Genomic DNA, 19,954 nt, shown 5'->3' with positions numbered 1-19,954 from the left:
AGTGAGGAAATCATGCAACTCAGGGAGCTGCACGAGCATCTCGACGCACTGCTGGAAGCCTCAAGGCTCAAGGATTATTGCCCAAACGGTCTGCAAGTGGAAGGTCGCGCGGAGGTGCGCAGGGTGCTGTGCGGCGTGACCGCCAGCCAGGCTCTGGTCGATCTCGCGGTGAGCGGGGAGTACGACGCTGTGCTGGTGCATCACGGTTATTTCTGGCGCGGCGAGGACGGCCGCGTCACCGGTCTGCGCAAGCGGCGCCTGCAGGCCCTCCTTTCGCATGACATCAGCCTGATCGCATACCATCTGCCGCTCGACGCTCATCCCGAACTGGGCAACAACGCGCAGCTTGCACGCGTCATGGGCTGGAGCGGTGAGGGGCGCTTCGCCGACCAGGACCTGGGCTGGATCGGCCGCCCCGCAGCGCAGCCGGGTGCCGAAACCGCCGCCTGCCTGGCGCGCTCGATCGCCGCGCGCCTGGGGCGCGAACCCCTGCTGATTGGCGATGCGGCGCGTGCCGTGCATCGGGTCGCGTGGTGCACCGGTGCGGCGCAGGGCTATTTCGAGCAGGCGATTGCCGCAGGTGCCGATCTCTATGTGTCCGGCGAGATCTCAGAGCAGACGGTCCATCTCGCGCTCGAATCCGGTGTGCCCTACATCGCAGCCGGACACCACGCCACCGAGCGCTACGGTGTACGCGCGCTTGCCCGCCACCTGCGCGAGGTCTGCCAGATCGACGCAGACTTCGTCGATCTGCCCAACCCGGTTTGACCTTGTCCTATTCGACGGCGTCGGCCACCTTCATCGCATAGGAGCGGTAAGGGCCGAACTCCTGCTCCAGCACCCCCTCCAGCACGAGTAGGTCGTCGATCACCACGAATGGGAGGCCTTGCCGCGAGCCGTCGCGGTTGTCGCGCAGCAACTGCTGGATGTACGCCTGGCATTCGCGCGAACCCCACAGGGCCTGCAGCCGGGCGACGATGTGTGGCATGTTCTCGAGCGAAAGCGAGGTGTTGCGCAAGGTGTCGTAGTTTTCCCAGCTCACCCGGCGCACGTTGAAGGTCTTGTTGAGCTGGCGCGACAACTCGTCGAATTCGCCGCGCAAGCCTGCCGCGCGATAGACGTCGAGCAGCTTCAGCCAGGGCGAGATGGCCTGGCGCGGATTGCCCTGGATGAACTCGGCGAGCGTGTCCGCAGCACCCTGCAAGCGACCAAAGCTCATCATGATGTCGGCGAGTTCGACCGCGGACTTGTGATCCTCGGCAAGCTCCTGCATGTCTGCGCTTGCCACCGTTGCAGATGGATGGGAGCGGGTAGTGTGAGCGGGCGACTCCCAGTCGATGCGCAACTCGTCTGCGGGTGCCCCCGCCGGGGTGGTTGCGGCGCTGTGCAATGCCGTGCCACGCGCCGCCGCATCTGCCGTGTCCGCGGCCGCAATGGCGGGGGGCGCCGTCAGCGGAGGTGACGTCCTCCGCGTTCCCGCGCTGCGGCCCGGTTGCGGCGAAGCGGCGGAGCCTTCGCTCGCGGCGCGCCGGCGCGACACCGCGGCGAGCACGAGCAGGGTCGCCAGCAGCAGCCCGCCGCCCAGCATCCAGTCGTGCCATGCGCGGCTCGGTGTCGCCTCGGGCTGGGAATCCGTGACATTCGTCGAGCCTGCCGTGTTCACCAATTGCGGGGCGGTGGGTGTCGCAGGCGGCATGACCGGCGGGAGTGCGGCAATTGCGCGCGTCCGCTGCTCGAGCTGGGCCTGGATCTGCTCCAGTTCCTTGATGCGCCTCAGCAATTCCATTTCGGCGACGATGCTGCGATCGATCGCTTCGGTCAGGTCACGTTCGCGCCTGAGCGGATTGAGCGAGTCTTCGTGGCGGCGCCCAGCGGCGCTGCCCTGCGGCGGCACTGCTGCCGCTGCCGCGGCTTCGCGCCGGTCCGGCGCCACGACCACGCGATCGCTGGCGGTCGCCGCGGTGGGCGGCGAGGCGCGAGCGACCGCAGGGGCGGCGGTGGGGCGGGCCGGCTGCGGTGCGGTCTCGGCACGGACAGGACGCCGCTGCGCGGGTTCGGGCGCGACTGCGGCGGAAGGCGCGGCGACCCGGCGAAGGTCCGGAATCCGCACCGGCGTGCCGGGCGGCAGCTCTGTACGCTGCGATGCGGCGTCGGGGAACAGCTCCGGGTTGGCCGCTGCCGTGGCGCGGACGAAACGCCGGCGCGCCGCCGCATCGTCGGGGTAGAGCGCGCTAGCCAGGCTGGCGAGCGATTCGCCCGTCGCGGTCGACCAGGTGGTCGCATGGCTGCGGGCGGCGCGGACGCTGCCCGTTCGCGCCGCCTCGCGCGGCACAGCGACGGGCGCGGCCGCGGGCAGCGTCGGATCGGCCCGATAGGGCAGCAGGGCAGTGTACTCGCGTCGCAACTGCGCGTCGCAGACGTTGGCGATGGCCAACCGGATCGCCGGCTCGTTGATCACCTGGCTGCTGCTGATGACGATGCGTGCCGCGGAGCCTCGCCCGACCGTGCTGATGCGTCCGCCCGTGAGCCAGGGAAGGTCGTGCGCAGCGTCCTCGGGGACGACGACGCGCAGGCAGCCCTGCAAGTCCTCGGCCGAGCCGGAAGCGATGCCGAATTCGGCACGGAACGGCGCGCCGACCGCCGACAGGGAGGCGATCTCGCCCAGTGCGGCGGCGCTGGCGGACGCCCATGGGAGGGTGCTGGCAAAAAGGGCGGCAAGGGCCGCGGCGATCGGGAACCGTCTTGTTTTCATGCTCCGCTCGGCTGGCGGTGGTCGTCAGTCATGCAGCAGGTTTTATCAGACTATTCCAGCCGCTTCCAGCAATGACCGGGGGCGGGTGCGACATTTATGGCGATCCGCAGCATGTTCCCGCCGCATCCACCTGAAAGCCGGTTGTCCGCGACGCCATTTGATCGGCTAACATCGCCTTGTTCCATACGCTGTCGTACGTCACCCATGCCTCTTCCGCCCCCTCATTCTTCCCGACGTCGCGTTCATACGCGCCGCATCGAAGTCGAAGGCTTCCTGCGCGACGATGGGCTCTACGACCTGGAGGCGTCGCTGACCGACGTCAAGGATCAGGACTTTCCGATTTCGTCCGGCCTGCGCCGTGCCGGCGACCCGGTGCACCTGATGCGGGTGCGGGTCACGCTCGATGCGGAGTTCAACATCATCGATGCCGCGGCGTGTTCCGACTGGGTGCCGTATCCCGGGCAGTGCGACACGATCGGGCCGGCCTATCGCCAGCTCATCGGCCTCAACCTGGTGCGCGGCTTTCGCCGCACGGTGGGGGAGATGTTCGCCGATGTTCGCGGCTGCACGCACCTGAGCGAGCTGCTGCTGTCGCTGCCTACCGCCGCGATCCAGACCTTCGTCAGTTTCCGGCGCGATGACGAAGAAACGGTGGACAAGCCCTTCCAGCTCGATCGATGTCATGCGCTCGAAACCTCTGCGGAGGCTGTCAGGCGCTACTACCCGAAGTGGTATCGCGCACCGCAGCGCGACGGCTGAGCGGCAGCAGGCGTCGCGCGCCATGCTCTGCATCAAGATCGCCGTAATTATGTATAATTCTGAGGTCTTGGGGTAAGCACGTATTGCGCGTGACTTTTCCGGATACGAGGCCGGCTGGTTCCGGTCGGGGGCGGCGGGAGGCGGACGAGGGAGACGACGCCTGTCGCGGAGCGATGCTCCGAACCGTGCCATCAACCTGTTCGCGGCGGGTGTCCGCCGCGGCTTTGATCGAAGGGCAACCATGAAGATTCATGAGTATCAGGCAAAGGAAGTACTGAGAAAATATGGCGTCGTCACGCCGCGCGGCATCCATTGCACCAGCGTCGACGACGCGGTCAAAGCGGCCCAGGAACTCGGTGGCAAGATCTGGGTGGTGAAGGCCCAGATCCACGCCGGCGGCCGTGGCAAGGGCGGCGGCGTGAAGGTCGCCAAGTCGCTGGACGAAGTGCGTCAGTACGCATCCCAGATTCTCGGCATGCAGCTCGTGACCCACCAGACCGGTCCCGAGGGCCAGAAGGTGCGCAACCTGCTGATCGAGGAAGGCGCCGACATCCAGCACGAGTACTACGTCGCCGCATTGACCGACCGTGCCACGCAGAAGGTCGCGGTGATGGCCTCTTCCGAAGGTGGCATGGACATCGAGGAAGTTGCCCACAAGACGCCCGAGAAGATCATCAAGGTGTTCGTCGATCCGCTCGTCGGCCTCACCGACGCGCAGGCCCTCGAGCTGGCCAAGGGCATCGGCATGCCGGAAGGTTCGATCGCCCAGGCAGTAGACACCCTCAAGAAACTCTACACCTGCTACATGGAGACCGATGCCTCGCTGGCGGAAATCAACCCGCTGATCCACGAGGGCAACGGCACCGTGAAGGCGCTCGACGCCAAGTTCAACTTCGATTCCAACGCGCTCTACCGTCACCCCGAGATCGTCGCCTACCGCGACCTCGATGAAGAGGATGCGGACGAGATCGAAGCCTCCAAGTTCGACCTCGCCTACATCAGCCTCGACGGCAACATCGGCTGCCTGGTGAACGGCGCCGGCCTGGCGATGGCCACCATGGACACGATCAAGCTGTTCGGCGCCGAGCCGGCCAACTTCCTCGACGTCGGCGGCGGCGCGACCACCGAGAAGGTCACCGAAGCCTTCAAGATCATGCTCAAGAACCCCAAGGTGAAGGGCATCCTGGTCAATATCTTCGGCGGCATCATGCGCTGTGACACCATCGCCACCGGCGTGGTCGCCGCGGCCAGGGAAGTGCATCTCTCCGTCCCGCTCGTGGTGCGCATGAAGGGCACCAACGAAGACCTCGGCAAGAAGATCCTCGCCGAGTCGGGCCTGCCGATCATCACCGCCGACACCATGGCGGAAGCCGCGACCAAGATCGTCGCTGCGGTCAAGTAAGGAGAGTTGCGAATGTCCATCCTGATCAACAAAGACACCAAGGTCATCACCCAGGGCATCACCGGCAAGACCGGGCAGTTCCACACCGAGAAGTGCCAGGAATACGCCAACGGCAAGAACTGCTTCGTCGCCGGGGTGAATCCCAAGAAGGCGGGCGAGAAGATCTTCGACATCCCCATCTACGCCTCGGTGAAGGAAGCCGCCGCCGACACCGGCGCCACCGTGTCGGTGATCTACGTGCCGCCTGCAGGCGCTGCCGACGCCATCTGGGAAGCCTGCGAGGCCGACCTCGATCTGGCGATCTGCATCACCGAAGGCATCCCGGTCCGCGACATGCTGGTCGTGCGCAACAAGATGAAGCAGAAGGTCGCCGCCGGCGGCAAGGAAACGCTGCTGCTCGGCCCCAACTGCCCCGGCCTGATCACGCCCGACGAGATCAAGATCGGCATCATGCCCGGCCACATCCATCGCAAGGGCCGCATCGGTGTCGTGTCGCGTTCCGGCACGCTGACCTATGAAGCTGTGGCGCAACTCACCGAGATCGGCCTCGGCCAGTCCTCGGCGGTCGGCATCGGCGGCGACCCGATCAACGGCCTCAAGCACATCGACGTGATGCGCATGTTCAACGACGATCCGGACACCGACGCGGTGATCATGATCGGCGAGATCGGCGGTCCTGACGAAGCCGAAGCCGCACAGTGGTGCAAGGCCAACATGAAGAAGCCGATCGTCGGCTTCATCGCCGGCGTCACCGCGCCGGCCGGCAAGCGCATGGGCCACGCCGGCGCGCTGATCTCCGGCGGCGCCGACACCGCCGATGCCAAGCTCGCCATCATGGAAGAGTGCGGCTTCAAGGTGACGCGCAACCCGTCCGAAATGGGCAAGCTGCTGAAGACCCTGCTCTGACCGGGCGCATGCCCCAGGCATCGAAAGCGCCGGGTGACCGGCGCTTTTTTTGTCCACGGCGGGCGAAGGGGCGCGCTAGAATTTGCATCACGGACCGGAGGCCCGGCCTAGCCGGCAGTGAAAACTTGTGCGCCCCCGGCGGGGGCGGATCGACGGGAATGCGCAATGCCGAAGCTGATCCTCAGCATGGACGGGCTCGTGCTCAAGGAGATTCTGCTCAACAAGGAGCGGACGTCCATCGGCCGCAAGGCGAATAATGACATCCAGATCGACAACCTGGCGATCAGCGGCCAGCACGCAGTGATCACCTGCATCCTCAACGACGCCTTCCTCGAGGACCAGAACAGCACCAATGGCACCTACGTCAATGGGCAGCCGGTCAAGAAGCATGTGCTGCACAACAACGACGTGGTCGAGCTTGGCAAGTACCGGCTCAAATACCTCGTCGACGCGACGCAGCCCGGCCTGTCGCCATCGGAGATGGTCGAGACCTCGGCGCTGAAGCCGTTCGAGATGCCGCCTACCGCCACCGACGTGTCGCCGCCCGGGGGGCTGCCGGCCACCGGCGACAGTGGGGCATTGCGTACCCAGGTGCTGGGTGCCGACGCCCTCGAGCGAGCCGCGCAGACAGCCGTGCCAGGCCTGGAACGAATCGGAATGCTGCAGGTGTTGAGCGGCGCGAATGCCGGGCGCGAGCTCGAGCTCGTGAAATCGCTCACCACGCTCGGCAAGCCCGGACGGCAGGTGGCCGTCATCACTCGCCGGGCGCAAGGGTACTTCATCACGCATGTCGAGGGCGCGGTGTTTCCGACGGTCAACGGCCGTGCGCTGGATGCCCAGGCGCACCCGCTCGATGATCATGACATCATCGACATCGCCGGCGTGAAGATGGAGTTCTTCTTCCGCCCGTGAGGGCTGGAAGTCTCGTGATTTTTGGCACATCGATCACGTCGGGGCGGTGCTAAGGTCCCGCACTGGGTTGATCAACGCGGATCCAGGGAGGCCCGTACCCGGCACGCAGGCGCCGGCCGTGATCGTCTATGAAGCTCAAGGTGCTTGGATGTAGCGGAGGGATAGGCGGGGCGCATGCGCGCACCACGTCCTTCGTCGTCGATGAGGACATCCTTGTCGACTGCGGCACGGGCGTGGGCGATCTGGAGCTCGACGCGCTGGCCGGCATCGACCACATCTTCATTTCGCACGCGCACCTCGACCACATCGCCTCCCTTCCCATGCTCATCGACTCGGTGGGCGATGCCCGCGGAACGCCGATCGTGATCTATGCGACGGCCGAGACGATACGCATCCTGCATTCGCACATCTTCAACTGGCTGATCTGGCCTGATTTTTCATCCATCCCCGATCGCCATCGCCCCTTCCTCCGGTTCCAGTCGATTCGGCTCGGCGAGCCGGTGAGGCTGGGCAGGCGGCGCATCACCGCACTGCCGGCGCAACATACGGTGCCGGCCGTGTCGTTCTGCCTCGACAGTGGTTCGGGCCAGCTCTTCTATTCGGGTGACACCGGCTACTGCCCCGAGATGATCGCGGCGATCAATGCCCAGCCCGCGCTGCGGCACCTGATCATCGAGACTGCGTTTTCCGATGAGCAGCGCGGCCTCGCGCTGGCTTCGCGCCACCTTTGCCCCGGCATGGTTGCCGAGATGCTGTCCGAATTGCAGGTGACGCCCGAGGTGCACATCAGTCACCTCAAGCCGGGCCAGGGTGATCGCATCATGCAGCAGATCGCCGGGTACGAGCCGCGGCTGCAGGCGCGGCGCCTCGAGCAGGGGCAGGTGCTGGAGTTCTGAAGCGCAGCCGTCCGATCCTCGCATGCGTCGCGCTTCGTCCGGGCTTAGAATCGGCCCTCCTTTCCATCGCGTTTGGGCACGGCAGCCATGACCTCGACGTCCGTCAAGACCTTTTCCGGTAGTGAAGTCGCCCGGCGGCTGGCGTTCTTCAAGGAGCTGCAGGCGATCACCACCCGCATCCATGCTGCGAACGACATCGACGAGATCATCCTCGATCTGTCCGCTGCGCTGTGCGCGCTGTTCGAAGCCGAGCGGCTGTCGATCTATGTCGTCGAGGATGGGGGCAGCTCGATCGCCACCCTGGTGAAGACCGGCCTCAATGCAGTACAGAGCATCCGCCTGCCCGTTGCCGAGAACAGCATCGCGGGCTTCGTGGCGCTTACCGGCCGCACGGTCAATATCGGCGACGCCTACGACGTTGCCGAGCTGCACCAGATCTCGCCGCAGCTCGCGTTGCGCCGCGAGGTCGATGCCAGCACCGGCTTCCACTCGAAGGAGATGCTGGCGGCGCCGATCTGCGACCCCGATGGCGGGCGCGTGCTGGGGGTCGTGCAACTGATCAACAACCTGGCCGGCGCGCGCTTTACCAGCGTGGCGGAAGAGGGCCTGCTGGGTCTGACCCTGACCCTGGGCGTGGCCTTCGCCCGCCACCGCCAGAAGGCCGCGCAGTTGCGCTCGCGCTTCGATGCGCTGGTGGCAGAGGGGCACATCACCGCCGGCGAGCTGGCCGAGATCACCCGCGCCGCACGCGAGGAGGGCGTCAGCACGGAATCCCTGCTGATCGAGCGCCTCGGCCTGTCCCCGAAGGAACTGGGTGAAGCGGCGTCGCGCTTCTTCGGCGTGCCCTATACGCCATACAACACAAATCACGTCAAGCCGATCGACCTGCTGCGCAACATCAAGCGCGACTACGTGCTGCAGAACATGTGGCTGCCACTGGAGGAGAACGCCGACGGTGTCGTCATCCTCTGCATCGACCCGGAGCAGGTGCGCAGCTCGGGCATCGCGCAGAATGTACTGCCGAAGAAGCGCCTCAACTTCCATGTCACCACGCTGCATGACTTCGAGCGCACCGTCGGTCAGTTCTTCGACCAGGGGCTCGATGCCGGTTCGGTGAGCGACCTGCTGGTCGGGCTCGACGAGCACGACGACGAAGGCTCCCTGAGCGACGACGTCAGCGCCGCCGCCGACAACGAGCTGGTGAAGCTGGTCAACAAGATCGTCATCGACGCTTACCGCCAGGGCGCTTCCGACGTCCACATCGAGCCGCGCCCGGGCAAGGAAAAGACGCTGATCCGTTTCCGCAAGGACGGCTCGCTCGTGCCCTACATCGAGGTGCCCGCCAGCTACCGCAACGCGCTGGTGACGCGCATCAAGATCATGTGCGACCTGGACATCTCGGAGCGCCGCAAGCCGCAGGACGGCAAGATCCGCTTCCGCAAGTACGCACCGCTCGACATCGAACTGCGCGTGGCCACGCTGCCGACGCAGGGCGGCATGGAGGATGTGGTGATGCGCCTGCTGGTGGGCAGCGAGCCCATCCCGATCGACCAGCTCGGCCTGCTGCCCGACAACCTCGAGCGCTTGAAGCAGATCGTCGCCAAGCCGTACGGCATCTTCTTCGTCTGCGGCCCCACCGGCTCGGGCAAGACGACCACGCTGCACTCCATCCTGAGCTACATCAACACGCCGGACACCAAGATCTGGACGGTCGAGGATCCGGTCGAGATCACGCAGAAGGGCCTGCGCCAGGTTCAGGTCAACCGCAAGGCGGGGCTCGACTTCGCCACCATGATGCGCGCCTTCCTGCGTGCCGATCCCGATGTCATCATGGTGGGCGAGATGCGCGACCACGAGACGGTGTCGGTCGGCATCGAGGCTTCGCTCACCGGCCACCTGGTGTTCTCCACGCTGCACACCAACAGCGCGCCGGAGTCCGTGGTGCGGCTGCTCGACATGGGCATGGACCCGTTCAATTTCGCCGACGCACTGCTCGGCGTGCTGGCGCAGCGGCTCGCCAAGCGGTTGTGCCGCAAGTGCAAGACGGCCTACCGCCCCGGCGAGGACGAGATCCGCCTGCTGCTCGAGGAGTACTGCGAGGACATGCACCTGACGCCCGCCTTCCAGGCCGACCCCGAGGGCGAGCGGCGCAAGGTGCTCGAGCGCTGGCGCAAGGCGTATGCGGATGCGGACGGGCACTTCACGCTGCAGCGCCCGGTGGGCTGCCCCGAATGCACCGAGGGCTATAAGGGGCGGGTTGGGCTGCATGAGCTGATGCCGGGCTCGGATGCGCTCAAGCGCCTGATCCAGGAGCGCGCGCCGGTGTCGCGCGTGCTCGGCGAGGCGCTCGCCGAAGGCATGCGCACGCTGCGCCAGGATGGCATCGAGAAGGTGCTGGGCGGCATCACCGACCTCAGGCAGGTGCGCAAGGTCTGCGTGCGCTGAAGGCGGGCGGCGCTTAGAATCGCGGCAGACCCTAGCGCTGCCGGAGCCGCCCATGTATCGCATCGCCCCCAGCATCCTGTCCGCCAATTTCGCCAAGCTCGGCGAGGAGATCACCCAGGTCATCGCCTCGGGTGCCGACTGGATCCACTTCGACGTGATGGACAACCATTACGTGCCCAACCTCACCATTGGCCCGCTGGTGTGCGAAGCCATCCGGCCGGTGACGCAGGCGACGATAGACGTGCACCTGATGGTGAAGCCGGTGGATCGCATCATCCCGGACTTCGCCAAGGCCGGCGCCAACGTCATCACCTTCCATCCGGAAGGCTCGGAGCACATCGACCGCAGCCTGGGCCTGATTCGCGATTCGGGCTGCCAGGCGGGGCTGGTGTTCAACCCGGCGACGCCGCTGCACTACATGGACCACGTCATGGACAAGCTCGACGTGGTGCTGTTGATGAGTGTGAACCCCGGCTTCGGCGGACAGAAGTTCATTCCCGAGACGCTCAACAAGCTGCGTGCCGCGCGCGAGAAGATCGACGCCTACGAGGCGAAGACCGGGCGGCGCATCCTGCTCGAGATCGACGGCGGCGTGAAGGTCGACAACATCGCCGAGATTGCCCGCGCCGGCGCCGACACCTTCGTCGCCGGCTCGGCGGTGTTCGGCGCCGGCAAGGATTCCGACTCCAACCGCTACGACAGCGTGATCAGGGCCTTGCGCGCCGAACTGGCCACGGTGGGCGCATGAGCCCGGCACGCTATTCCCCGCGCGCGGTGCTGTTCGACCTCGACGGCACGCTGCTCGACACCATCGGCGACCTGGCCGAAGCCGCCAACCGCATGCTCGCCGAGCTTGGGCGGCCGGTGCGCACGCAGGACGAGATCCACAGCTTCGTCGGCAAGGGCATCCCCAACCTGGTGCGGCGCTGCCTGACCGAGAACGCGCAGGCCGGCGAGGACGAGATCGAGGCCGCGGTGGCGGTGTTCCGCCGCCACTATCACATGGTCAACGGCGTCAGTACCCGCATCTATCCGGGTGTGCTGGAAACGATCTCCGTGCTGCGGGCGCGCAGCATCAAGCTCGCGGTGGTGACCAACAAGGCCGAGGCCTTCACGCTGCCGCTGCTCGATCGCATGGGCATGGCCGGCCACTTCGACACGGTGGTGAGCGGCGACACGCTGCCGGTGAAGAAGCCCGACCCGGCCGTGCTGCACCTGGCCTGCGAGCGGCTCGGCGTATCGGCAAGGGATGCGCTGATGATCGGCGATTCGGCCAACGACGCGCTGGCGGCGCAGGGCGCCGGCATGCCGGTGCTGCTGGTCACCTACGGCTACAGCGAAGGCCGGCCGGTGGACACCATCGAATGCGATGGGCTACTATCGAACGCACTTCAGGCGCTCGACCATATCGTTCCTGCATAGCGGGCAGGTTCGTTCGCCATCGGGTCCGTTTGCCATCGGGTCCGTTCGTCAATCTCCACGCCAGATCGATATCGTGACGTTCGCAAACCGGGATCGCTTTTTCGCTGCCGACCATTCCGCCCAGCCCTGCTGGCGCGGCGGTTGGCGTTGGCCTTTGGGCCACTGAACGCGACTTCCCTTGCGGGTCGCCGGTAGACGCAGCATCGCCAGTCCGCCGTCCGACACCGCCGCCTGCAGTCCTTCGTCGCTGCAGCCACGTCCGGGGCAGGCCACAGGCCGCCCCAGCCAGAAGCGAACCGACCCACGTGGAGCCCCCATGCTCGAACAGGAATTCAATGCCCTCGCCGCCGAGGGCTACAACCGCATTCCGGTCACCCTCGAGACCTTCGCCGATCTCGACACGCCGCTATCCATCTACCTCAAGCTCGCCAACGAGCCCTACACCTACCTGCTTGAATCGGTGCAGGGCGGCGAGCGTTTCGGCCGCTATTCCTTCATCGGTCTCGCTTCACCGACCCGCATCGAAGTCTACGGCCGCTCCGCGCTGCTGCTGACCGGCAACCGCCTGGTCGAGCGCCGCGACTACGGCGACCCGCTGAACTTCGTCGCCGAATTCATGAACCGGATCAAGGTGCCGCCGCGCGAGCACCTGCCGCGCTTCGCCGGCGGCCTGGTGGGCTGCTTTGGCTACGACACGGTGCGCTACATCGAGCCCAAGCTGGCGAAGACGGACAAGCCCGACACGCTGAACACGCCCGACATCCTGTTGCTGCTGTCGGAAGAGATCGCCATCGTCGATAACCTCACCGGCAAGCTGACGCTGGTCGTGTACGCGGAACCGGAAGTGCCGGGCGCCTTCAAGCGTGCCCAGCGGCGGCTGCGCGAGCTGCTCGCCAGGCTGCGCGCACCGGTGCAGATCCCCGAGGAGTTCCGCGCCGAGCCGCAGCCGCCGGTGTCGAGCTTCGGCGAGGAGGCGTTCAAGGACGCGGTGCGCCGCGCCAAGCAGTACATCGTCGACGGCGACATCATGCAGGTGGTGCTGTCGCAGCGCATGAGCAAGCCCTATGCGGCGAGCCCGATGGCGCTGTACCGCGCGATCCGCTCGCTGAACCCGTCGCCCTACATGTTCTACTTCAACCTCGAGGACTTCCACGTCGTCGGCGCCTCGCCCGAGATCCTGGTGCGCCTCGAGGACGACACCGTCACCGTGCGGCCCATCGCCGGCACCCGCAAGCGCGGCGCCACCGTGGCCGAGGACCAGGCGCTGGAGCAGGACCTGCTGGCCGACCAGAAGGAGCGCGCCGAGCACCTGCAACTGCTCGACCTCGGCCGCAACGACGCCGGGCGCGTGTCCGAGATCGGCACGGTGAGGGTCACCGAACAATTCACCATCGAACGCTACTCGCACGTGATGCACATCGTGTCCAACGTCGAAGGGCAACTGAAGGACGGGCTCGACGCGCTCGCGGTGCTGCGTGCCACCTTCCCCGCCGGCACCGTGTCGGGCGCGCCCAAGGTGCGGGCGATGGAGATCATCGACGAGCTGGAGCCGGTCAAGCGCGGCATCTACGCCGGCTCGGTGGGCTACCTGGGTTTCCATGGCGACATGGACCTCGCCATCGCGATCCGCACCGCGGTGCTGAAGGACGGCCAGATCCATGTGCAGGCCGGCGCCGGCATCGTCGCCGACTCCGATCCGGACTCCGAATGGCAGGAAACGCAGAACAAGGCGAAGGCGATGCTGCGCGCGGCCGAGATGGCCGAGGGCGGGCTGGACACCCGGGCGGAGTGAGGGGAACAACATGTTGCTGATGATCGACAACTACGACAGCTTCACCTACAACCTGGTGCAATACTTCGGCGAACTCGGCGCCAAGGTGAAGGTGTATCGCAACGACGAGATCACGCTGGAGCAGATCGCGGCGCTCAAGCCCGACCAGCTCGTGATTTCCCCGGGGCCGTGCTCGCCGGCGGAGGCCGGCATCTCGGTGGCGGCAATCAAGGAATTCGCCGGCAAGCTGCCCATCCTCGGCGTCTGCCTCGGCCACCAGAGCATCGGCGCGGCCTTCGGCGGACGCATCGTGCATGCCCGGCAACTGATGCACGGCAAGACCTCGCCGGTGCATCACAAGGACATTGGCGTGTTCCACGGCCTGCCCAATCCGCTTACCTGCACCCGCTACCATTCGCTGGCAATCGAGCGCGAGACATTGCCCGATTGCCTCGAGATCACCGCATGGACGGACGACGGCGAGATCATGGGCGTGCGTCACAAGACGCTGGACGTCGAGGGCGTTCAGTTCCACCCCGAGTCCATCCTGACCGAGCGCGGCCATGACCTGCTGCGCAATTTCCTCGACCGCGCGCGCTGAAGCGGCGGCCGACCGGCTGAAGGAAGAACACAGATGACGATTACCGCACAACAGGCGCTGCAGCGCACCATCGAACACCGCGAGATCTTCTACGACGAGATGCTGTCGCTGATGCGCCAGATCATGGCCGGCGAAATCTCGCCGGTGATGACCGCCGCCATCCTTACCGGCCTGCGGGTGAAGAAGGAAACCATCGACGAGATCACCGCTGCCGCGGCGGTGATGCGCGAGATGTCCACCAAGGTGGTGGTGAAGGAACCCGGGCCGCACTTCCTCGACGTGGTTGGCACCGGCGGCGATTCCTCGCACACCTTCAACATCTCGACGACGACCATCTTCGTCGCCGCCGCGGCCGGCGCGCGCGTGGCCAAGCATGGCGGGCGCAGCGTGTCGTCCAAGTCCGGTGCCGCCGACGTCATCGAGGCGCTGGGCGCCAACCTGAACCTGACGCCCGAGCAGGTCGCCGAATGCATCGAGGCCACCGGCATCGGCTTCATGTTCGCGCCCAACTTCCACAGCGCGATGAAGAACGTCGCCCCCATCCGCCGCGAGATGGGCGTGCGCACCATCTTCAACATCCTCGGCCCGCTCACCAACCCGGCCAGCGCGCCGAACACGCTGCTCGGCGTGTTCCACCCCGATCTGGTGGGCATCCTGGCGCGCGTCATGCACCGCCTGGGCGCCGATCACGTGCTGGTGGTCCACGGCCTCGATGGCATGGACGAGGCGAGCCTGGGCGCCGGCACCATGGTCGGCGAGCTGAAGAACGGCCAGATCCTCGAATACGAGATCCATCCCGAGGACTTCGGCCTGCCGATGGCGGCTACCCGCAACCTGCGCGTGGCCGATGCGCAGGAGTCGCGAGAGGTGCTGCTCGGCGTGCTCGACAACGAACCCGGTCCGGCGCGCGACATTGTGCTGCTCAACGCCGGCGTGGCGCTGTACACCGCCAACCTCGTCGATTCGATCGGCGACGGCATCGTGCGTGCGCGCGAGATCGTGGCATCCGGCGCGGCACGTGCCAAGCTCGACCAGTTCGTGCAATACAGCAAGCGCTTCGGGGCGGGGCAATGAGCGACATCCTGAAGAAGATCTGCGCGGTCAAGGTCGAGGAAGTCGCGGCCGCGTCTGCGGCGAAGCCGCTCGCCGCGGTGCGTGCCGACGCGGAAGCCGCGCTGAAGAACGTCCCCGCGCGCGATTTCGTCGGCGCGATCCGCTCGAAGCACGCTGCCGGCAGATCGGCGGTGATCGCCGAGATCAAGAAGGCGAGCCCGTCCAAGGGTGTGATCCGCGAGGATTTCCGCCCGGCCGACATCGCCCGCTCGTACGAGGCCGCCGGCGCCGCTTGCCTGTCGGTGCTGACCGACCGGCAGTTCTTCCAGGGCTCGCCGGACTACCTGCAGGCTGCGCGCGCCGCCTGTGCACTGCCGGTGCTGCGCAAGGACTTCCTCGTCGACGCCTACCAGGTGTACGAGGCACGCGCGATGGGCGCCGACGCCATCCTGCTCATCGCCGCCAGCCTCGAGCTCGCGCAGATGCGCGACATGGAAGCGATCGCGCAGGCCCTGGGCATGGCGGTGCTGGTCGAGGTGCATGACGGCGACGAGCTGGAGCAGGCGCTGCAACTGAGCACGCCGCTCGTCGGCATCAACAACCGCAACCTGCGAACCTTCGAGGTGTCGCTGCAGACCACCCTCGAGCTGCTGCCGCGCGTTCCAACCGGGCGTATCGTCGTCACCGAATCCGGCATCCTGAAGCCGGAAGACGTCGCCCTGATGCGCGCCCATGCGGTGCAGACCTTCCTCGTCGGCGAGGCCTTCATGCGTGTCGCCGAGCCGGGCGAGGGACTGCGCGCGCTGTTCGGCTGAGACCCATGAACGGGCCGGACGACGCTGCGCCGCCAGCGCCGGATGCCGGTGGTGCTCCCAGGGGGCAGGCGAAGGCGGTGCCGCGACGGCGCTGGCCAGCCTGGCTCGCAGGGGGCGTGCTGGTCACGCTGGGTGCGTTGGCCGGCGCGGGCAGTTGGCTGGTCGGCACGGAATCCGGCGCACGCGCACTGGTGCGCCTCGCGCAACGCGCAAGCGGCGGGCAGCTCGAGATCAGCGCGCCTCACGGGCGCGTCCTCGGCCCGTTGCGGATCGACACGCTCCGCTTCGCTTCAGCCGACCTGCAGGTCGAACTCGACAGGCTGGATTTCGACTGGCGGCCGGCGGAGCTGCTCTCCGGCCGTGTCGTCGTTGATCGCTTCGCCGCGGCCAGCCTGCGCGTCGCGCGCCGGCCTTCCACGCAGGCCGAGCCGACGCCCGCGCCGCAGAGCCTCACCCTGCCGCTGGCCATCGAGCTGGCTCGCGTACAGGTCGGCAGCTTCGAATTGCGCGAGCTGCCGCCCGCTGCGCCGGCTTCGGCTCGCGAACCCGGCGAGCAGGGCGCGCCGGCGCCGCCGCCGGGCGCGCCCATCCTGTCCGTCACCGATTTCTCCGCCGCCCTCGGCAGCGATGGCCGCCATCACCGCCTTTCCGCCCTGACGCTGACCCTGCCGCAAGGGCGGGCGGAGCTCGCCGGCGAACTCGACGGCGTCTCGCCTTTTGCCCTGGCGGCCAGCGGCCACTTTGCCGGCCAGCAGGGCGGCCGCAGCTACACCCTTCAGCTCGCTGCCGCCGACACCTTGCTGCAGCCGCGCATCGAACTGCAGGCCGAAGGCGAAGGGCTGCAGGGGAAGGCGGAGCTGCGCGCCGCGCCCTTCGAGTCCGTGCCGCTGCGTGCGCTCAAGCTCGCGCTGGGCGACGTCGATCCTGCCGCCTTCGCCGCCGGTGCGCCGCGCGCAGCATTGCGCGTGGAGGCGGATCTCGCTGCCGCGGAAACCGGCGACGCGCTGCTCAGCGGCCCGCTGCGCATCACCAACCTGCGCCCGGCGCCTACCGACCAGGGCGGCATCCCGCTCGACTCGCTCGCCGGCCGCCTCGCCTGGCGGGCGGACGCGGTGCACCTCGACGCCCTCGACATCCGGCTGCCTGCGTCTGCGCCAGCGGCGGCACAAGGTCGCATCAGCGGCCGGCTGGCATGGTCGCCGCACGCGGGCAAGGCTCGGGATGCGGCGCAAGATGCGCCGGCCACGAACGCGCCGCAATCGGCGGGCGCCGAAGTGCCGGGCTTCGGCAACCTGGAGGCCGCGCTCGAACTCGCCGGCGTCGATACTCGAGCCCTGGATTCCCGCCTGCCGCGCCAGCTTCTCGGCGGTCGCGTCGAGCTCGGTGCCGACGTGGCGCGGCAGCACGCGCATCTCGACCTCGCCGTCGGCAAGGCGCGCATCGAGGCCACTGCAGCGCTGCTGGCCGGCGCGACGGATGCGGCCGGGCATGTGCCGCGCAGCTTCACCATCGACGGCCGTCTGCGCCAGCTCGACCCGCGCGCCCTCCTCGCAGAGGCGCCGTCGGCACTGCTGAACCTCGACATCGCCGCCAGCGGCACGCTGGCACCGCAGCCGGAAGTGCAGGCGAAATTCAGCCTGCCGGACAGCCGCTTCGAAGGCCGGCCGCTCGGCGGCGCGGGGGCGTTCCGCTATGCAGCCGCCGGCGACGGCTTTCGCCTGTCGGATGTCGTGCTCGCGCTGGAGCTTGCCGGCAACCGGCTGCAGGCGAACGGCGACTGGGGCGGGCCGGGCGACAGCCTGGCTCTCAAGGTGGATGCGCCCGCGCTGGCGGCCATCGGCCACGGCCTCGGTGGGCGTGCCGGCGCTGCGGGAACGGTGTCCGGCAGCCTCGCCAGGCCTGCCGGCGCGCTGACTTTCTACGGCGAAGCCCTGCGCCTGCCGGGCGAGCTGAAGCTGGCCGCGGTCAATGGCGAGGCCCGCCTCGATGCCGGCGTCGACGGTCCGTTCCGGCTGTCCGTGGGCTTGTCGGGGCTCGCGTCGGCCAACGCGCGCGCGGGCGACAAGGGGGAAGCCGCTGCGGCCCTGGTCGATACCGCCTTCCTGATGGCCGACGGCACTCGCGGCGCACATGTGCTGAACCTGAACGCGTCGGGGCTCGCCGGCAACACGCTGGCGCTGCGGCTGCAGGGCGGGCTGGCGGCGGGCACGCCTGCCGGCGCAGGCCGCACGGCAAAGCCCGCGCCGCTGCGCTGGGCGGGCCGCCTCGAAGCGCTGGAAACGGGCGGCAAGCTCGCACTGCGTCTGCTGGCGCCGGCAGCGCTCGAACTGGCGCCCGATCGCGTTGACCTGGCTGCGGCCGAGCTCGCTGCCGGCGAGCAGGGGAGAGTGCGCCTGCTCGAGACACACTGGACGCCGTCGGCCAGCGTCGCGCGCGGGTCGCTTACCGGCCTGGTGGTCGATCTGCGCCAGCGCGACGCTACGCGATCGCCGGCCACGCGCGCGGATCGTGCAGACCGCGCCGATCGTCCGCGGCGCGGCCCCGGGCCGCTGACGCTGGGGGCGGAATGGAACCTGCGTGTCGGCGACACGCTGGATGGTGACGCGCGCCTTTTCCGCGAAGCGGGCGATGTCAGCATCGAGGGCGAGATCCGCACCCGGCTCGGCCTCGAGGCGCTCGAGGCGAAGCTGGAGGCGCGCGGCGACCGGCTCAGCGTCAGCGTCGAAGCGCGCGGCACCGAGCTGGGGCGTGTCGATGGCTCCGCCTCGCTGCGCGCCGAGCGCGTGGGCAAGTCCGGCTGGCGCATCGCGCCGCAGGCGCCGCTGCAAGGGCAGGCGCGGCTCGACATGCCCTCCATCGACTGGTTGGGCCGGCTGATGCGCGAGAACGTCGATACCGCCGGCAGCCTGCGCGGCGAGTTCGCGCTCGGCGGCACGGTGGCCGAGCCGCTGGCGAGCGGGCGCATCAACGGTCGCGGACTGCAGGTGGCGCTGGTCGACCAGGGCCTGGTGCTGGCGGGCGGCGAGCTGGACATGAGCTTCGACCGCGACCGGCTGCGCCTCGACCGCCTGGCCTTCGTGTCGCCCAACCGGGTGCGTCCGCGCGACAACCGCGTGCCCGTCGAGCGCCTCACCGCCACGCCGGGCACGCTGAACGCGTCGGGAGAAATCCTGCTCGCCACCGGCGCCGGCGAATTCCGCTTCGAGGCCGAGCGCCTGCCGCTGCTGCAGCGGCCGGACCGCTGGCTGATCGTGTCGGGCAAGGGCAGCGGCCGTTCCACCTGGACCACGCTCGACCTGCAGGCCGATTTCCGCGCCGACGCCGGCTACCTGGAGTTCGCCGAGTCTCCGGCGCCCAGCCTGGGCGACGACGTCGTCGTGCTGGGGCGCGAGGAGCAGGCCGGCAATTTCGGCGTGCGCGCCGATCTGCGCGTGGCGCTCGGCGATGCGCTCTACCTGTCGGCGATGGGGCTGGACACGCGATTGTCGGGCGAGCTGCGCCTGCGCCAGCAACCGGGCCTGCCGCTGGCGGCGGTCGGCACGGTGGCGACGGTGGGCGGCAGCTACCGCGGCTACGGCCAGCGCCTCAGCATCGAGCGCGGCCTGGTGAATTTCCAGGGGCCGCTGGACAACCCCGGGCTCAACGTCGTCGCCCTGCGCAAGGGCCTCGCCGTCGAGGCGGGCGTCGAGATCCTCGGCAGCGTGCGCCGGCCACTGGTGAAGCTGGTGTCCGAGCCCTCCGTGCCCGATCCGGAGAAACTGTCGTGGATCGTGCTCGGCCGCGCGCCGGACGCCGCCTCGGGCGCGGACCTCGGGCTGCTGCTGCCGGCGGCGCAGGCCTTGCTGGGCGGCCCGGGCGGGGGCATGACCGACAGCCTGTCGCGCAGCCTGGGCCTGGATTCCTTCTCCATCGGCCAGGGCGAGCTCAACAGCAGCTCGCGCGCCGCGACCAGCCGCGTTGTCGGCGGCGGCGCGCGCATCGCCAGCGGCCCGACGGTGTCGGGCCAGGTGCTAAGCGTCGGCAAGCGCCTGGGCAGCGACCTGTTCCTGTCCTTCGAGCAGAGCCTGGGCGGCGCCGAGACGCTGGTCAAGCTCACCTACCAGTTGTCGCGCCGGCTGTCGCTGATTGCCCGCGGCGGCACCGACAACTCGCTCGACCTGCGCTACAGCTTCAGCTTCCGCTGAGCGCGCTGCGAATGATCCCGGCGCGCCGCGGTCACA

15 protein-coding genes are annotated in these 19,954 nt (G+C 68.1%); 14 read left to right on the top strand and 1 reads right to left on the bottom strand.

Features of this window, described 5'->3' with window-relative positions; all coding sequences use genetic code 11:
- Positions 1-12: 12 nt before the first annotated feature.
- Positions 13-768 (top strand): Nif3-like dinuclear metal center hexameric protein, encoded by a 756-nt coding sequence (locus GH664_RS12380; RefSeq protein ID WP_153168388.1) that lies wholly within the window; start codon positions 13-15, stop codon positions 766-768.
- 7 nt (positions 769-775) lie between these two features.
- On the opposite strand, the gene GH664_RS12375 is transcribed toward GH664_RS12380, so the two are convergent.
- Positions 776-2,752, bottom strand: a complete 1,977-nt coding sequence (locus GH664_RS12375) for a FimV family protein (RefSeq protein ID WP_153168387.1) — start codon at positions 2,750-2,752, stop codon at positions 776-778.
- A 204-nt stretch (positions 2,753-2,956) separates the two neighbouring features.
- Between GH664_RS12375 and GH664_RS12370 the strand changes: the two genes are divergently transcribed.
- The 13 genes from GH664_RS12370 (at position 2,957) to GH664_RS12310 (ending at position 19,918) form a co-directional block, all read left to right on the top strand.
- Positions 2,957-3,511, top strand: a complete 555-nt coding sequence (locus GH664_RS12370; RefSeq protein WP_153168386.1) for a DUF2889 domain-containing protein — start codon at positions 2,957-2,959, stop codon at positions 3,509-3,511.
- Positions 3,512-3,752: 241 nt separating this feature from the next.
- Entirely contained in the window at positions 3,753-4,913 is a 1,161-nt protein-coding gene (gene sucC, locus GH664_RS12365; RefSeq protein ID WP_153168385.1) for an ADP-forming succinate--CoA ligase subunit beta, read from the top strand.
- 12 nt (positions 4,914-4,925) lie between these two features.
- The gene (gene sucD / locus GH664_RS12360) at positions 4,926-5,819 is read left to right on the top strand and encodes a succinate--CoA ligase subunit alpha (RefSeq protein ID WP_153168384.1); all 894 of its coding nucleotides are present in this window, start codon (positions 4,926-4,928) and stop codon (positions 5,817-5,819) included.
- A gap of 165 nt (positions 5,820-5,984) precedes the next feature.
- Positions 5,985-6,731 (top strand): FHA domain-containing protein, encoded by a 747-nt coding sequence (locus GH664_RS12355; protein ID WP_153168383.1) that lies wholly within the window; start codon positions 5,985-5,987, stop codon positions 6,729-6,731.
- 128 nt (positions 6,732-6,859) lie between these two features.
- On the top strand, positions 6,860-7,627 hold the full coding sequence (locus GH664_RS12350) for an MBL fold metallo-hydrolase (RefSeq protein ID WP_153168382.1): 768 nt from the start codon (positions 6,860-6,862) through the stop codon (positions 7,625-7,627).
- A gap of 87 nt (positions 7,628-7,714) precedes the next feature.
- Positions 7,715-10,072, top strand: coding sequence for a GspE/PulE family protein (locus tag GH664_RS12345; RefSeq protein ID WP_153168381.1), 2,358 nt, complete (start codon positions 7,715-7,717; stop codon positions 10,070-10,072).
- Positions 10,073-10,124: 52 nt separating this feature from the next.
- A complete protein-coding gene (rpe, locus tag GH664_RS12340) occupies positions 10,125-10,820 on the top strand; it encodes a ribulose-phosphate 3-epimerase (RefSeq protein WP_153168380.1) in 696 nt (231 codons plus the stop codon).
- Complete coding sequence (locus tag GH664_RS12335) at positions 10,817-11,494, top strand: phosphoglycolate phosphatase (RefSeq protein ID WP_153168379.1); 678 nt, start codon at positions 10,817-10,819, stop codon at positions 11,492-11,494. The genes rpe and GH664_RS12335 overlap by 4 nt, the downstream gene beginning before the upstream one ends.
- Before the next feature lie 316 nt (positions 11,495-11,810).
- Positions 11,811-13,286 carry an anthranilate synthase component I gene (gene trpE, locus GH664_RS12330; RefSeq protein ID WP_153168378.1) on the top strand — a complete coding sequence of 492 codons (1,476 nt, stop codon included), beginning with the start codon at positions 11,811-11,813 and terminating at the stop codon, positions 13,284-13,286.
- A gap of 10 nt (positions 13,287-13,296) precedes the next feature.
- Positions 13,297-13,866, top strand: coding sequence for an aminodeoxychorismate/anthranilate synthase component II (locus GH664_RS12325; protein WP_153168377.1), 570 nt, complete (start codon positions 13,297-13,299; stop codon positions 13,864-13,866).
- 33 nt (positions 13,867-13,899) lie between these two features.
- The gene (trpD, locus tag GH664_RS12320; RefSeq protein ID WP_153168376.1) at positions 13,900-14,940 is read left to right on the top strand and encodes an anthranilate phosphoribosyltransferase; all 1,041 of its coding nucleotides are present in this window, start codon (positions 13,900-13,902) and stop codon (positions 14,938-14,940) included.
- Entirely contained in the window at positions 14,937-15,734 is a 798-nt protein-coding gene (trpC, locus tag GH664_RS12315) for an indole-3-glycerol phosphate synthase TrpC (RefSeq protein ID WP_153168375.1), read from the top strand. The genes trpD and trpC overlap by 4 nt, the downstream gene beginning before the upstream one ends.
- Positions 15,735-15,739: 5 nt before the next feature.
- A complete protein-coding gene (locus GH664_RS12310) occupies positions 15,740-19,918 on the top strand; it encodes a translocation/assembly module TamB domain-containing protein (RefSeq protein WP_153168374.1) in 4,179 nt (1,392 codons plus the stop codon).
- Positions 19,919-19,954: the final 36 nt, after the last annotated feature.

Source organism: Thauera sp. 2A1, from assembly GCF_009469595.2.
Taxonomy (GTDB): domain Bacteria; phylum Pseudomonadota; class Gammaproteobacteria; order Burkholderiales; family Rhodocyclaceae; genus Thauera.
The sequence above is the reverse complement of the archived record's forward strand: the minus strand, read 5'-3'. Positions and strand labels throughout refer to the sequence as shown.

Coding starts and splice junctions, on each gene's coding strand:
- GH664_RS12380 (WP_153168388.1), top strand. CDS start 13: ATGCAACTCAGGGAGCTGCACGAGCATCTCGACGCACTGCTGGAAGCC.
- GH664_RS12375 (WP_153168387.1), bottom strand. CDS start 2,752: ATGAAAACAAGACGGTTCCCGATCGCCGCGGCCCTTGCCGCCCTTTTT.
- GH664_RS12370 (WP_153168386.1), top strand. CDS start 2,957: ATGCCTCTTCCGCCCCCTCATTCTTCCCGACGTCGCGTTCATACGCGC.
- sucC (WP_153168385.1), top strand. CDS start 3,753: ATGAAGATTCATGAGTATCAGGCAAAGGAAGTACTGAGAAAATATGGC.
- sucD (WP_153168384.1), top strand. CDS start 4,926: ATGTCCATCCTGATCAACAAAGACACCAAGGTCATCACCCAGGGCATC.
- GH664_RS12355 (WP_153168383.1), top strand. CDS start 5,985: ATGCCGAAGCTGATCCTCAGCATGGACGGGCTCGTGCTCAAGGAGATT.
- GH664_RS12350 (WP_153168382.1), top strand. CDS start 6,860: ATGAAGCTCAAGGTGCTTGGATGTAGCGGAGGGATAGGCGGGGCGCAT.
- GH664_RS12345 (WP_153168381.1), top strand. CDS start 7,715: ATGACCTCGACGTCCGTCAAGACCTTTTCCGGTAGTGAAGTCGCCCGG.
- rpe (WP_153168380.1), top strand. CDS start 10,125: ATGTATCGCATCGCCCCCAGCATCCTGTCCGCCAATTTCGCCAAGCTC.
- GH664_RS12335 (WP_153168379.1), top strand. CDS start 10,817: ATGAGCCCGGCACGCTATTCCCCGCGCGCGGTGCTGTTCGACCTCGAC.
- trpE (WP_153168378.1), top strand. CDS start 11,811: ATGCTCGAACAGGAATTCAATGCCCTCGCCGCCGAGGGCTACAACCGC.
- GH664_RS12325 (WP_153168377.1), top strand. CDS start 13,297: ATGTTGCTGATGATCGACAACTACGACAGCTTCACCTACAACCTGGTG.
- trpD (WP_153168376.1), top strand. CDS start 13,900: ATGACGATTACCGCACAACAGGCGCTGCAGCGCACCATCGAACACCGC.
- trpC (WP_153168375.1), top strand. CDS start 14,937: ATGAGCGACATCCTGAAGAAGATCTGCGCGGTCAAGGTCGAGGAAGTC.
- GH664_RS12310 (WP_153168374.1), top strand. CDS start 15,740: ATGAACGGGCCGGACGACGCTGCGCCGCCAGCGCCGGATGCCGGTGGT.